General features: G+C 35.2%; 15 protein-coding genes. 10 read left to right on the top strand and 5 right to left on the bottom strand.

Going from position 1 to position 14,277, the window contains the following annotated elements:
- Positions 1 to 639: 639 nt before the first annotated feature.
- The gene (gene recJ / locus C4E06_RS06415; RefSeq protein ID WP_107667304.1) at positions 640 to 2,985 is read right to left on the bottom strand and encodes a single-stranded-DNA-specific exonuclease RecJ; all 2,346 of its coding nucleotides are present in this window, start codon (positions 2,983 to 2,985) and stop codon (positions 640 to 642) included.
- A gap of 136 nt (positions 2,986 to 3,121) precedes the next feature.
- On the opposite strand from recJ, the gene C4E06_RS06410 reads away from it, so the two are divergent.
- From C4E06_RS06410 to C4E06_RS06385, 6 genes are all read left to right on the top strand, one after another.
- Positions 3,122 to 3,688, top strand: a complete 567-nt coding sequence (locus C4E06_RS06410; protein WP_107667303.1) for a sigma-70 family RNA polymerase sigma factor — start codon at positions 3,122 to 3,124, stop codon at positions 3,686 to 3,688.
- Entirely contained in the window at positions 3,688 to 4,092 is a 405-nt protein-coding gene (locus tag C4E06_RS06405; RefSeq protein ID WP_107667302.1) for a hypothetical protein, read from the top strand. The genes C4E06_RS06410 and C4E06_RS06405 overlap by 1 nt, the downstream gene beginning before the upstream one ends.
- A gap of 45 nt (positions 4,093 to 4,137) precedes the next feature.
- A complete protein-coding gene (locus C4E06_RS06400) occupies positions 4,138 to 4,650 on the top strand; it encodes a Spy/CpxP family protein refolding chaperone (protein WP_107667301.1) in 513 nt (170 codons plus the stop codon).
- Positions 4,651 to 4,949: 299 nt separating this feature from the next.
- Positions 4,950 to 5,294, top strand: coding sequence for a hypothetical protein (locus C4E06_RS06395; protein WP_107667300.1), 345 nt, complete (start codon positions 4,950 to 4,952; stop codon positions 5,292 to 5,294).
- A 292-nt stretch (positions 5,295 to 5,586) separates the two neighbouring features.
- Positions 5,587 to 7,401 (top strand): ABC transporter ATP-binding protein, encoded by a 1,815-nt coding sequence (locus C4E06_RS06390; RefSeq protein ID WP_107667299.1) that lies wholly within the window; start codon positions 5,587 to 5,589, stop codon positions 7,399 to 7,401.
- 27 nt (positions 7,402 to 7,428) lie between these two features.
- Entirely contained in the window at positions 7,429 to 9,552 is a 2,124-nt protein-coding gene (locus C4E06_RS06385) for a hydantoinase/oxoprolinase family protein (RefSeq protein WP_107667298.1), read from the top strand.
- On the opposite strand, the gene C4E06_RS06380 is transcribed toward C4E06_RS06385, so the two are convergent.
- Entirely contained in the window at positions 9,522 to 9,932 is a 411-nt protein-coding gene (locus C4E06_RS06380) for a hypothetical protein (protein WP_107667297.1), read from the bottom strand. The genes C4E06_RS06385 and C4E06_RS06380 overlap by 31 nt on opposite strands.
- A complete protein-coding gene (locus tag C4E06_RS06375) occupies positions 9,925 to 10,164 on the bottom strand; it encodes a hypothetical protein (protein ID WP_107667296.1) in 240 nt (79 codons plus the stop codon). The genes C4E06_RS06380 and C4E06_RS06375 overlap by 8 nt, the downstream gene beginning before the upstream one ends.
- 111 nt (positions 10,165 to 10,275) lie before the next feature.
- Between C4E06_RS06375 and C4E06_RS06370 the strand changes: the two genes are divergently transcribed.
- Positions 10,276 to 11,631, top strand: coding sequence for a serine hydrolase (locus C4E06_RS06370; protein ID WP_107667295.1), 1,356 nt, complete (start codon positions 10,276 to 10,278; stop codon positions 11,629 to 11,631).
- Positions 11,632 to 11,656: 25 nt separating this feature from the next.
- On the opposite strand, the gene C4E06_RS06365 is transcribed toward C4E06_RS06370, so the two are convergent.
- Both C4E06_RS06365 and C4E06_RS06360 read right to left on the bottom strand, forming a co-directional pair.
- The gene (locus C4E06_RS06365; protein WP_107667294.1) at positions 11,657 to 12,004 is read right to left on the bottom strand and encodes a DUF86 domain-containing protein; all 348 of its coding nucleotides are present in this window, start codon (positions 12,002 to 12,004) and stop codon (positions 11,657 to 11,659) included.
- Positions 11,976 to 12,317, bottom strand: coding sequence for a nucleotidyltransferase family protein (locus C4E06_RS06360; RefSeq protein WP_107667293.1), 342 nt, complete (start codon positions 12,315 to 12,317; stop codon positions 11,976 to 11,978). The genes C4E06_RS06365 and C4E06_RS06360 overlap by 29 nt, the downstream gene beginning before the upstream one ends.
- Positions 12,318 to 12,573: 256 nt before the next feature.
- Here C4E06_RS06360 and C4E06_RS06355 point away from each other — a divergent pair, with 256 nt between their 5' ends.
- From C4E06_RS06355 to C4E06_RS06345, 3 genes are all read left to right on the top strand, one after another.
- Positions 12,574 to 13,668, top strand: coding sequence for a ParA family protein (locus C4E06_RS06355; protein WP_107667292.1), 1,095 nt, complete (start codon positions 12,574 to 12,576; stop codon positions 13,666 to 13,668).
- A 68-nt stretch (positions 13,669 to 13,736) separates the two neighbouring features.
- A complete protein-coding gene (locus C4E06_RS06350; RefSeq protein WP_107667309.1) occupies positions 13,737 to 14,060 on the top strand; it encodes a DUF4258 domain-containing protein in 324 nt (107 codons plus the stop codon).
- A complete protein-coding gene (locus tag C4E06_RS06345) occupies positions 14,057 to 14,272 on the top strand; it encodes a hypothetical protein (protein WP_107667291.1) in 216 nt (71 codons plus the stop codon). The genes C4E06_RS06350 and C4E06_RS06345 overlap by 4 nt, the downstream gene beginning before the upstream one ends.
- The last annotated feature ends 5 nt before the right edge of the window (positions 14,273 to 14,277 follow it).

Genomic DNA, 14,277 nt, shown 5'->3' with positions numbered 1-14,277 from the left:
GTTTACCAATGGCCACAGGATAATTAGCAATGACTTCGTCTTCTTGATAAACGTAAACTTTGCGTTCTTGGAGGTTGAGAACCACCCGTGTGGCCAGGGTTTGGGTTGTTTCTTCGGGGGTAACAATGGCCGCTTCTTCTAAAGGAAGGGTAACGGGTAATTCTGTTGAAGGGGTTACGGGGGGGTTCCCTCAGAGGCGATCGCTTGTTTGTTGATCCCTTCAATGGGTAATAGTACACTTCCGCCAATAAATGTGAGTGTGAGTAAGGAAAGAGTGAATTTCATGATAGTCAATTCGAGTAAAAATGACGAATGTTTGAGTGAAAAAAAAGAAGAGTAAGATAAGTTACCTGTATTCTAGAAGTGCTTTAAAAAAGAGTTACTCAAAATTAGCACTCTCTTAAGAGTTAGTTTTTCTCAATTCTTCTTCAAATACAGCAACAATTGATTTATATAATTTCAAACTTCTTTACTTATCTTAAACTTTATCGTTATTATCGTCAATCTTCCTATGATTGACATCCAGAGAATTTCTCATCCTTATGAAATAGAAAGTCTTTAGCTTTCTGTATTTTCAATGAAACCTATCTATGACTTACTATCTAGTCCTTTAGATAGAAATTTACCTGATAATTTGTATTAATAATTTAAACTTTCGTACATTAATAACTTCTGTAGAGTTTCTACAGGTATTTGAGTAAAATATTTTCGTTTAAAATGTTCTTCTTTGAGGGTATCTAAGAACTGTTTTTGTGAAAGGTGATAATTTTCTGATTGATGGGTTATGTTTTTTATCTGAATGGTCTCTTGATCTTCACTGATTAAAAAACCAATTTTTCCTAAAAAGTCTAATCCTAACTTTAAGGTGCGATCGCTTAACAATAATTTCTCTTTTAATTGTTCTTTTGTTATAGTTTTTTGAGTGCGGTTAATATATTTAGCAATACCGATTAATTGTTTAATGATTTCTGATGGATCACATTGCTCCTTATAGGAATAATTTAAAGCTAAATTATGTTTATTATTAATACTTTTTTGGTACTGTTTATATAATTCATTCCAACTGACAGGACAAGAATTTAATGTTTCAACTTCTAAATTTATCTCCTTACTTTCAGTTTGATTTCGATAGTCTATTAAAGTAATTTGATTAGTTTGTAATGACTGATAATCTTCAGTGCTTAAACTTTCCCTAACTTCAATTAAACGCACTTCATAACGTCCCTTTCCATAGGTATTATAATCCAGTTCAACAATAGCATCACATCGCTTATCTTCCCCTTGGGGTAATTCTTCTTGATAATGTTCCCACCAAATACCAGGAAACCCTTGATCAACGGAGCGATCATAAATATTAAACTTAGTTTTTATGTATTTAATTTTATTATTTTTAGCATCTCTAATATTTTGATTGCCTAAACTTTCAAACCAACAATTTTGGATCAATAATCTAGGAACGGGGTTACCCATTCCATAGGGTTCTAATAATTTTAATTCCCTAAATAAAGATTGACCCAGTTGCGAAACTGTTACCACTAAATCTGCTTTAATAGTAGAACTTAAGGTATTAACATCAATAATATCCTGTCTTAGTTTTCGATTAATACTTTCTCTAAATAAAGATAAATTTTCTACGGGTAAACTTAACCCTGCTGCAAAAGGATGTCCCCCAAACCTATCTAATAAATCTCGCTGAGAAGCGACTAACTTATACAAATCAATATTATAAACCGAACGGGCGGAACCCCTAGCTAATTTTAGATCATTTTCCCTCATATTTTCAGTTTCAGAGGTGGTTAGTAAAATGGTGGGACGACCGTATTCTTGAGCAATTTGACCCGCAACTAATCCTAATACTCCACTTTGCCATTGGGGATCTTCTAAGACAATAACTTGAGTGGTAGATAGGTCTACCATTTGCAATTTTTTTTCAACATTTTTCTTAATATCTTTTTGCAAAGACTTACGACGAGTATTCGCTAATTCAGTATCAAAAGCCAGTTCCTTACAGCGTTTTTCATCTTTACTGGTTAATAATTCAACCGCAAAATGAGCATCCCCTTGTATGCGACTAATGGCATTAATTCTAGGTCCAATACCGAAAGAAATATCCGTCGGGCGATCGCCATTTCTTTTGCATAAGTTAAGTAAATGAGCAACGCCAGGACGGGTGGTATTTTTAAGTTGTTGCTGGAGCTTTTTTAACCCTTTTTGTGCTAAATAACGACAGTCTCCTTTTAATTCTACTAAATCAGCAATTAAACCAATGGCCACTAAATCTAATAAATTTTCTAGAGGACTTTCCGCGATATCTGGAAAGGTCAAATATAAGGCTTCAACTAACTTATAAGCGACCGCAACCCCTGACAAAGAAAATAAAGGATGATCTTCAGAAAAATAACGAGGATTAATAATAGAAACCACATCAGGTCGATCATCTGGTAACGTATGATGATCCGTAATAATAATATCAATTCCTAGAGAATTAGCGTAATTAATTTCCTCTATATTCGTGCTTCCGGTGTCACAAGTAACAATTAATTGGGTTCCTTCTTCTGCTAACTTCTTAAGACCCGGAAGATTTAAACCATGAGATTCTTTGGCACGGTTTGGTATATAATAATTCAGTTGGAGATGAGGAATAAAAAATTGTCCGAGTCCTTCCCATAAAACACTGGTGGCTGTAATTCCATCCGCATCAAAATCACCCCAAATTGTTACTTTTTCTTGATGATTTATCGCAACTTCTAGGCGTTGAGTTGCCAATTTCATTTCATAACCAAATTCAAAAGGACTCAGAGGATGATAATCGTTGGGGTCTAAAAAACCTTTTAATTTTTCTGGGGTTTGAATTCCTCGATGCCATAATAATTGAGCAGCATAAATTCCCTGAGAATCAGCACAATAACTGTTAACAATATCAACAAACCAAGAGGGCAAAGAAACAATCGGTAAAACTTGCCACTGAGACTGAAAGGTATTCATTAATAACTGTCGTTAATTACAAATTAGTCTTATTTTTACCATTATCCTTACTATTCTAACATTAAAAATTAGATTGAACCTTTTGATAATGTACCCAGTCTAAACAGGTGAATTCAGTGATAGAGTGAGCGTAACCGTGTTAGCAGACAACACTGCCAATGCAACAGAAACAGAATTAGTGCGTCGCTGTCAGGAAGGAGATACCCTTTCCTTTCAACAACTGTATCGACGCTATCAACAACGGGTAAGAGCGACTCTCTATCAATTATGTGGGAGTGAAATGCTTGATGACTTAGTACAGGAGGTATTTCTAAGAGTTTGGAAAAGTTTACCAAAACTACGGCAACCGTCCTATTTTTCCACTTGGTTATATCGTATTACCTGGAATGTTGCTACGGATAAACGGCGAAAATTTGCCCAAAATTTGTCTTTAAATGATGATGGTACAATTTTAAATATTATGCCCTCTCGTCCCGAAGATACCCCAGATTTAATGCGACTTCATTATCAAGATTTAGTACAACAAGGGTTACAAACTTTAAGTTTAGATCATCGGGCTGTTTTAGTATTACACGACTTAGAAGATGTTCCCCAAAAAGAAGTTGCTAGTATCTTAGAATTACCCCTAGGTACAGTCAAATCTCGTTTATTTTATGCCCGAAATCAAATGCGTAAGTTTTTGAAAAAACAAGGAGCTTTATAATGTCTCAATTCCCAAAAGATGATCGAGAATTAATCTCCTTTCTGCAACAATATCGTCCCTCCCCTCCCCCAGAAGATTCAGCCTTAGAAAAACAAATTTATCTGAGGATTTCCCATGAATCTCAACATCGTAAAATGACTCAATTTAAATGGGTAATTCCCAGTGTAATTGTTGCTAGTGTATTAGGAGTTTGGGGACTTGTTAACCTAATGAAACCCTCTGAATATGAACAATTTGTTCAACAATCTCAGATCTTAGAAACAGCAGAAATAGAAAATTTTATGATTAATACTTGGGAAGAAACTACCCATACCTCTCCTTGGGAAACTGAGAATCAATCCGTTTATTATCAGTGGATTTCTGTTGATGATGTGGGTCATCAATATTTAATCTCTCAGCCTTGATTTGCCATGACATAATCTATTATTACTTAACGAGTAAAGATCACTATGATTTCCAAAGAATTTGCTTTAATTGTAACCGTTTTAAGCCTTGGTATTGGGGGAACCATGGCCTTAGCTAACTCCCCTCAAAATTCCCCTTCATCGGTGTTACTTTCCGAAACTCAAATTGTCGCTCAACAGCAAGATATTAAACCCAGAAGAAGAGAGCGAGCCGAACAATTTCAACAAAGATTAAATCTTAGTGATGAGCAAATGCAGCAACTGAGTGCAATTCGACAAAAATATCGTCCTCAAATGCAACAGTTGAAACAACAAATGGGTACAAAGGGTCAAGAATTCAGTCAAATGATGCAAGGAAATACATCAGAAAGTGACCTAAGAGGTAAGCATCAAGAAATTGTTAGTCTTCGTGAACAAATGGGAAACTTACGCTTTGAAAGTATGCTAGAAATGCGTCAAGTTTTAACAACCGAACAACGTCAACAGTTTGCTCAATTTCTACAGCAACGTCGTCAAACAAGAGGGAGAAGAGGCCCCAATTTAGACGAAATGCCTTAACTCACATCTTGCACCTTCCCCACATCCCCCACACCCCCCACACCCCCCTTTAAAAGGGGGGTAGGGGGGGGGAAGGGGTAGGGGGGGGTAGGGAATAGGGAACGGGGAACAGGGTTTATTTTAACTGTAACTGCTTAAGAATTGATTTCCTCGAGTCTCTTCTTTAGTTTTTATGTAAGGCGTGCAAGATATCAGTTAAGGGAAAATATAATTAAACTTTTAAAAAAGACCAAGATAATATCTTTTATCTTGGTTTGTTATGCTGAGTATAGTCACTAAACTGTATAGCCCCTAAAAAAATGATTAAAAAAACTCAACTATTATCAATCTTAATTATCCTCTTAATTATCATTTTAATCAAACAAATTAACCCAGTTTCAGCCAGTGTTGAAAATCGTTTACGAGGAGATATTAATCGTCTCAGAGCAAGAGTCAGCCGTTTAGAAAGTGCAATTACTAACTTAAGACAAGACTCTAATAATAACTACAACTCTCCTGATTATAATCCGTCACCTCAGATAGTTGATGGTGAATTAATTGGACGCAGTGATCCCTTATTTGAACGATTATCTACCCTAGTTATCGAATTAAAAGAACGAGTAAGGGACTTAGAAACACGAATGAATCAATTAGAAAAAGACTGATAGACTGAGGAAAGCAGATGAATTAATTACAAAAATAGAGAGCTTAACTAAATTTTAATCAAAATAGGGTAGTCACATTTAATATCTGAGCAGTAATAGAACTTTGTATATTGTGACCGGTAAGATGACTAAACTTGTTAAAGTCTGCTTGTATTATACTATTCACGACTTTAAATTTAAACCCCACATAAATCATTGACGTTTGCAACACAAATTACTACAATTGTGTTAAAATGCAGAGAATCACTGATTAATCATAACTTTTCAAAGATAAATAACCATAATAAAAACAATGATATCTTGGAAAGATTTACTAAAATCCTATCATAATTATAGGCATATTGCTGTTTATAGCATTTTAGCCTCTGGAGCTTTACAAATACTCGATTTAATGGTTCCTTATATCACAGGGCAAATTATAAATGTTCTGTCTAATCAACCTATCGATCATGTTTTACAAAATTTAGTTAATTCTCTGGCAAAAATCACTAATTTTCCTAAGAATCAAATCTTTTCTTTAGGGGTTTTATTAGGAATTATCTTTGTCGTAACAGTGGTTCGTTCTCCCATTCAACCCTGGTTAACGGACTGGTTTCACTGGGAAATTGCCTTAAGAGTTCGTCGAGAACAGTTAAAAAATACCGTTAGAAAAATTCTTACACTGCCCTTATCTTTTTATGATGAATATAACCCTGGAAGAATTACAAACCGCATTGCTAAAGGGGTAGAAAATCAGTTATGGACTTATCCTGAAATCGCGGGAGAATTACTACCTAAAATCATTAGAGTTTTTGGGATTTTTGTGATTATTTTATTAATCGAATGGAAAATTGCTCTGCTTTTTCTTATTTCTTTTACTCTGATTTTAGTTTTTAGCATTAAACATTTAAACAAAATTCTCAAACAAGAAGAGTTGCTCGATAAACATAGTGAAAATACCCAGAGTTTTAGTTCAGAACTGATTACCAATATCAAGACAGTTAAAGCCTTTGCGACAGAAAGAAGAGAATTAAATCGACAAGATAAACGATTAGATAGAGAGTTTAAATATGTATTGTTTCGTATTCATACAGGGTATGTCAAATTAGTCACTTGGCAAAAAACTGTTATTCAATCTTCTGTTTTTTTAATCCTTGTTTATAGTTTAATCATTACGGTACAAGGTCATATTTCTTTGGGTCATTTTATCACTTTGATTACCGTTTCTAGTATGGCCTATGCAGAATTAGACCCCATTACCCAACTTGCAGAAATTTTCGCTCGGCGTTACAGTTCGATATCTCGCTTTCATGAGTTTCTACATACACCTTCAGGAGAAGATGCCGCAATTTTAACCAAAGAATCGATTGACCATAAATCTTATCAATTTACAGGAAAAATCCACTTTAATAACTTATCCTTTGCTTACCACGAAAATCATTGGGTATTACACAATATTAACCTGTTAATTCACCCTTGTGAAACCGTGGCCATAGTCGGAAAATCTGGCTCAGGAAAATCCACATTAATTAAACTCTTATTACGGTATTTTCAACCCACTCAAGGACAAATTTTAATGGATGGAAAAGATATTCAAACCTTAGATGTGGTTCAATATCGTCAGAGATTAGCAATGGTTCACCAAGAGGTAGAAATATTTAATGGAACGTTATTAGATAATTTAACCTATGGCAATAGAATGGTTAGTTTTGAGGCAGTCGAAAAAGCCTGTAAAATTGCTAGGGTTGATGAATTTATTAATCAGTTTCCTCAAGGTTACTATACCATTGTTGGAGAAAGAGGTGTGCGTTTATCGGGGGGACAACGGCAAAGAATCGGTATTGCTAGAGCATTAATTGTTGACCCTGATGTCTTGATTTTTGATGAAGCTACCTCTAGTTTAGACTATGAATCAGAAAGATTAATTCAGTTAGCTATGTCCTCTATTTTAGGCACAAGAACCACTATAATTATTGCTCATCGTTTAAGTACCGTCCGAGAAGCGGATAAAATTATTGTCTTAGATGATGGAAACATTATTGAAGTGGGAAATCATCAACAACTGTTAAATCATCAAGGGATTTATCACCGTTTACATTCGTTACAAGAAACAGGAGAATTATCTTAACTATCAATTAGAGAATTAACTAAGACAATGAATAAATTTTTTGTAGACCGGGGTGGAACTTTTACCGATATCGTTGCCGTTATCACTGATGCAGAAATTATTAATCAATTATCTCAAAAAAAAGAACAGTTTTTAATTGTACCTTTACTTAAAAATAAGTGGATAGTGGTCTATAAATTACTCTCAGAAAACCCTGAAAGATATCAAGATGCTGTTATTCAAGGGATTCGAGATATATTATCTATTGCTGATAATAAACCTATCCCCACAGAAACCATAGAAGTGGTGAAAATGGGGACAACCGTTGCCACTAATGCACTATTAGAAAGAAAAGGCGATCGCACCGTTTTATTAATAACAGAAGGGTTCAAAGATGCCCTAAAAATTGGTTATCAAAACCGTCCTAATATCTTCGCGCGACAAATCATTTTACCCTCAATGTTGTATGAATCGGTGATTGAAGTTGAAGAAAGATATGACAGTAATGGTAATGAATTAATTCCCGTTAATGTAGAGCAAGTCAGACAAGATTTACAACAAGTTTATGAGCAAGGAATAAGAAGCTGTGCCATTGTTTTTATGCACAGTTATCGGTATCCTAACCATGAAAATCAAGTAGCAGAAATTGCTAAAACTGTCGGATTTACTCAGATTTCAATCTCCCATCAAGTTAGTCCTTTAATGAAACTGGTTTTTCGGGGAGATACAACCGTTGTTGATGCTTATTTATCTCCTATTTTAAGACGCTATGTCGACCAAGTTTCTAGTCAGTTGCCTGACACAAAATTGATGTTTATGAAATCCGATGGAGGGTTAATTGATGCCCAGAAATTTCAAGGAAAAGACAGTATTTTATCGGGTCCTGCTGGTGGAATTGTTGGGGCAGTTCAAACCAGTTTAAGAGCAGGATTTAAGGAAATTATTACCTTTGATATGGGAGGAACTTCCACCGACGTTGCCCATTTTAAAGGGGAATATGAAAGGCAACTAGATAATGAAATTGCTGGTGCTAGAATGCGAGTTCCCGTATTAAGTATTCACACCGTTGCCGCCGGTGGTGGCTCCATTTTATGTTTCGATGGTGCTAGTTTTAAAGTAGGGCCAGAATCTGCTGGTGCGAACCCTGGCCCTGCTTGTTATCGTCGCGGTGGCCCATTAACGGTAACCGATGCTAATGTAATGTTAGGGAAAATTCAGCCTCAATATTTCCCTCATATTTTTGGTCAATATGGCAATTTACCCTTAGATAAAGAGATAGTAACTCAAAAATTTATAGAACTATCAAAAGACATTTCTCAAGCTACAAATTATAAAAGTAGTCCTGAAGAAATCGCGTCCGGATTTATTAAAATTGCTGTGGAAAATATGGCGAATGCCATTAAGAAAATTAGCTTACAACGGGGGTATGATGTGACTCATTATACCTTATGTACCTTTGGGGGTGCAGGGGGTCAAGTTGCTTGTTTAATTGCGGATACACTGGGTATTAAAACAGTCTTTCTTCATCCCTATGCTGGTGGTTTAAGTGCCTATGGAATGGGATTAGCTGATATCAGAGTGATTAAAGAAAGTGCTATTGAAAAAGCATTGAATCAAGAGGTGATTACTGAATTAAAACAAGGGATTAATGAGTTAGAAAAGGGCGCAAGACAAGAACTTGATGAACACGAATCTATTAAAGGGGATAAACTTATAGCAAAAGTCAGTTTAAAATATCAAGGAACAGACTCAACCTTATTAGTAGACTTTGCTGATGATGTTATAGTCATGCAAAAAAGTTTTGAAGACGAACATCAGTTAAGATATGGTTTCATTCAACCACAAAAAATGCTGATCATCGAATCTATTTCTGTGGAGATTATTCAGATTATGGATAGTCCCGATGAACCCTTACTAAGTCGTATTCGTCCTTTAGATGAGTTACCTAAACCGATAGAAATTGTTCAAATATTTACCGAAAATAAATGGCAAGATACGCCAATTTTTAAACGGGAAGATTTACAACCGCAAGATAATATTAAAGGACCAGCAATTATTATTGAAAAGATTAGCACTATTATGGTTGAACCTCATTGGAATGCGAAATTAACTGAGTATAATCATTTAATTCTTTCCAAACATTATGATAGCGAAAGTTCAAACATACACTGAGAACCATAAAAACAGACATCGAAAGTCTGAAAAAAATTGACTCTTCCTAATAAGAAAGGAATATTTTGTGCTTGAGTCCATGCCAGTGCTAAAGTAACAGAGTTAAATCCTTGAATTTGTGCAGATAAAAGTAAACCTTTAGCTTGAAATTTAGCTAAATTTCCTGTTAAGATAACATCAGTTGTATGCTCATCCCAATTTAACCCTAACTCTATTCCTATCTCATAAGGAAGAACATTAACACTTGCCCCCGTATCTAATAATCCTCCTGTATTAAGAGAAACGTCATTATTAATTAATCTCAAGGGTAAATAAGGAATCAAAGCAGTCTCTCCCTTTTGATTGATTTTTCGACTGTACTGAAACTGTTTTTTAGTCATGATGTGAATCTTGATTTAACCCTTGAGAATGTTTTTCTAACATATCTGTTAAAACAACTTCTGCGGAAAAAGCATCATAGGGTGACCCAATTTCATAGCTTGGATTATTAGGTAAAGCAGATAAATTTTCACTGCTATCTTTCTCTAACTGTTCAGCCAGAAATTGAATTGCTTTTAATTTATCTTGAGGTGATAATTGTTCTAAAGAGGGTATTAGTTGATTAAGATTCATTCTTCAAGTTGTGAGTAAAACTGATTCAAGTATATCAAAGATTTATTTTTAGAAATGAATCATTCTTGATATAAACTTGTCAAAGAATAATTTACCTAGACTAACATTAAGATGAAGCTGAAAAAAAAGTTATTGATTTTTTCTATGGTTGTGTGCCTAGTTGCGATCGCCTTGAACCTCTCAACAATGGTGAACGGGCAAGATCATAACCCAGAGTCAAATAACATCATCTGGACAGCAGAAACCTCCAATCCCAATGTTTTAGGTTGGATGCAAGGTTCTCCCCCACCACCCGACAAAATTATTCGTTTTGAGGATGGCAGTTACTTTAAATTTCCCCAAATGCGCTGGACTGTTTGTCATTTTCAACAGTTAATGCCAACTACATCCATCAGTCGTGGTTTATCCGTCCCTATTGCCTTAGAAACCGAAGCATTAGAAAATATTGACGAAGTAACCTTTACCCCTTGGGGTGAAACCGAACCCATGACATGGCAACAGTCCCTAGAAACGAACTTTACCGATGGCATTATCGTTCTTCATCATGGTAAGAAAGTTTACGAAAAATTTTTCGGTTGTCTTTCCCCAACTAACCGCCATGCAGCCATGTCTGTCACCAAGTCCTTTGTGGGACTCCTCGGAGAAATGTTAGTCGAAGAAGGGCAACTCGAAGAAAATCGACTCATTGTCGAATATATCCCTGAACTGGGGGAAAGTGCCTTTGCGGATGCAACCGTCCGTCAGGTCCTCGATATGACCACAGGATTAGAGTATAGCGAAGACTATGCCGATCCGGATGCCGAGGTCTGGAAACACGCTGCGGCCGGTAATCCTCTCCCTAAACCAGACAACTATACTGGGCCGAGAACTTATTTTCAATTCCTGCAAACGGTGCAGAAACAAGGAGAACATGGCCCCAGTTTTGGCTATAAAACCATTAATACCGATGTTCTGGGTTGGTTAATTAGTCGAGTCACAGGACAACCCCTAAATGAGGTTCTTTCAGAGAAGATTTGGAGCAAAATGGGGGCCGATATCAATGGTTATTTTACTGTAGATTCGATTGGGACACCCTTTGCCGGAGGCGGTTTAAACGCAGGATTACGAGATATGGCTCGTTTTGGACAAATGCTGCTCAATAATGGCAAGGTTGGCTCTGATCAGGTTGTTCCTGAAGCAGTTATCAAAAATATTCGTCTGGGAGGTGATCGCCGGGCCTTTGCTGATGCCGGCTATTTTTTGCTCAAGGGGTGGAGTTATCGCAGTATGTGGTGGATCACCCATAACGATCATGGTGCCTTCATGGCCAGAGGGGTTCATGGCCAATCTCTCTATATTGATCCCACCGCAGATATGGTCATCGCGCGTTTTGCTTCTTATCCCGTGGCCGGTAATGCAGCTAATGATCCGACCACTTTACCTGCTTATGAAGCTATGGCAAATTATCTCATGGAAAATGATCGTTAATACATATTATTGTCCGTTCTTATTACTATTCATTGTCTTCTGACTTTGGAAGTAAAGGCGTAATATAATCTAAAAGTTCAGGGATAAAATTTTCAATTACTTGCCATACTAAATCAAGATTAACCTCATCATAATCATGAACCAGTCGATCTCTCATCCCTGCAATTTGTCGCCATTGAATGTTTGGATGAGATTGACGAAAATCGTTAGAAAGTCTTTTAACCACTTCACCTATAATGGTAATTTCATATAAAACTGCAAGCTGGGTTCTTTCATCAGTGTAAAACTCAGTTTCAGTCATACCATTAGTTAATCGCAGAATAGTTCGACATAGTTTTGCGATATCAAGCAGATAGGATTTGTCCTGATTCATAAATAATTTGAGCAGTTTCTAAAATGTTTTTACGACGAATCCAGTTATGGCTATTTTCAATAGACCGTTTTTCAATTAAGTCTACTTTTCGTCCAATTTTTTCCTCAAGTTTATATTGAATACCGACTAAATCCATTAAACTGAGTTTAATTTGAGGATCGAAGATGACAAGAAAATCAATATCACTTGTTTGGGTAAAATCTTTCCTGAGAACAGAACCAAATACCGATAATTGAAGGATATGATGTTCTTGGCAAATTTTAGTCAGTTCTAAAGGTGAAATATTTAGTCTATTGAATATTTTTTTATTCATTATTTTTCTTGTTTTGAGGTAATAATTTGTCTAAAGAGAGTATTAATTGATTAAGATTTATGCTTGAAGTCTTGACTAAAACTGATTTAATTATATCAAAAATTGATTGATAAAATTAGGACAATTACGGTTAAAACTGATTGGAATACAAGATTGATTGAGTATAATTATTTAATGCTAGAAAAATAGAAAAAATAATGGTATAATCAGTTATAATGGTAGATCAATATGAAAAACATAAAATAACAAAAATAAAATGACAAAAATCATTTCAGTATTTAACAATAAAGGTGGAGTCGGTAAATCTACTATCACCTGGAATTTAGCTGATGCTTTGGGGAGAAAAAATAAAAAAGTCTTATTATTAGACTTTGATCCACAATGCAATTTATCAATTGCACTACTAGGTGAAAAAGAATTTGTCAAACAGCTTCCCTCACAAAATGTACCCTATGGAACTACTATAAGATCATTTTTACAGAGATTTTTACAAAATACTGGTGGAGAAGAAGTTTTTTTACATAAAGGTAAACACACTTCCGAAAATGTAGATATCATTGCAGGTGATTTTTGGCTAAATATTTATGCAGATTCTCTCAATGTTGGCTCTGATTTATTATCTGGTACAGGATTGAGTCGATATGTTGCAATTAGGAAAATTGTGGAGCTATCAAATACAAAAAAGGGAACTGAGTATGATTTTGCTTTAATTGATCTTCCCCCTTCATTTGGCTCTCTAGTAAGAGCAGCTTTTTACTCTAGCAATTTTTATATTGTGCCATGTACATCTGATAATTTTAGTGTTTATTGTCTTGGATTAATAGGTCAAATGGTTCCAACTTTTGTCAACGATTGGGAAAGTGGACTAAAGCGTTTCAAAAATTCAAACCCACATTACCAAGAATTCGATGAATTAGGAAAACCAGTTTTTGCAGGTTGGGTTTTTAACGGATTTGATACTGCAAGAAAAAGACGTACCAGGCAAGAAATTGATCAGGGAGTAGAAAAAGGGCCAAAAGAAATGATTCAAGCAGATGAAACAATGCACAGTAGAATGTCTGATGCGGTAAGAGATGAGTTATGTCAATCATTACAAAATAAAATCACAGAATATAATCCTGTTGCTGACATAGGTACTGAGAATCGTAGAATTGGTGATATTGAGGATGCGAACGTGCTTATACAAAATAGTTTATGGCTTAATGTTCCTTTAGGTGAGTTAGAAAACTATGAACAAGTTGCTAGTCTTCAAGACAGAAAACAATGGGCATCTAATCAGATAGAGCAAATTCAGCTTTTAAAGTCAAAGTTCTCAGAATTAGCTTCTAATGTTATTAGAATTTGTGTATAATAGAATGACCAATCTTGTGGATTGGGTCTAAAACCCAATCCAATAATGATTGCTTAATATTTAGTGATATGAGTCAAACGTTTAGAAAGATTCTCCAATTAGTTAAAAATAAGGAGATTAAAATCTCAGCACATGGCTATGATGAACTATCTAACGATAATATTTATTTTCGAGATATTATTAATAGTATAACAGAGGGAAAAGTTATAGAAGACTATCCAGATTACCCTAAAGGAGCCTGTGTTTTAGTATTACAACGAGCTCATGAAAATCAGGCAATTCATGTTCTTTGGGGAATTCCCAAAAATACCAAATCCCCTGCGGTTTTAATTACAGCTTACCGACCAGATTCTAATCGTTGGGATAAAACTTTTATAAGGAGAAAACAATGAAAACTAAAACCAAAAATAAAATCATTCATGAAGGAGAATATATGGCTGAAGTTGAAGTAACAATGACTTACAATGATGATGATTGGTCGCCCTATTTATCTATTGAAGATGCAGAAAAATTAGATACTGTTCGTTTAGCTTTGCGGCAAAATGATTTGAAAACTGCTTCTAAACTGGCAAAAATTTATCATCTAACACCAATTAATTGTTAGTTTAA

Source organism: Cyanothece sp. BG0011 (assembly GCF_003013815.1).
In the GTDB taxonomy this organism is placed as follows: Bacteria; Cyanobacteriota; Cyanobacteriia; order Cyanobacteriales; family Microcystaceae; genus Crocosphaera.
Note: the sequence above shows the minus strand (reverse complement) of the source record. Positions and strands in the feature narration are given on the sequence as shown.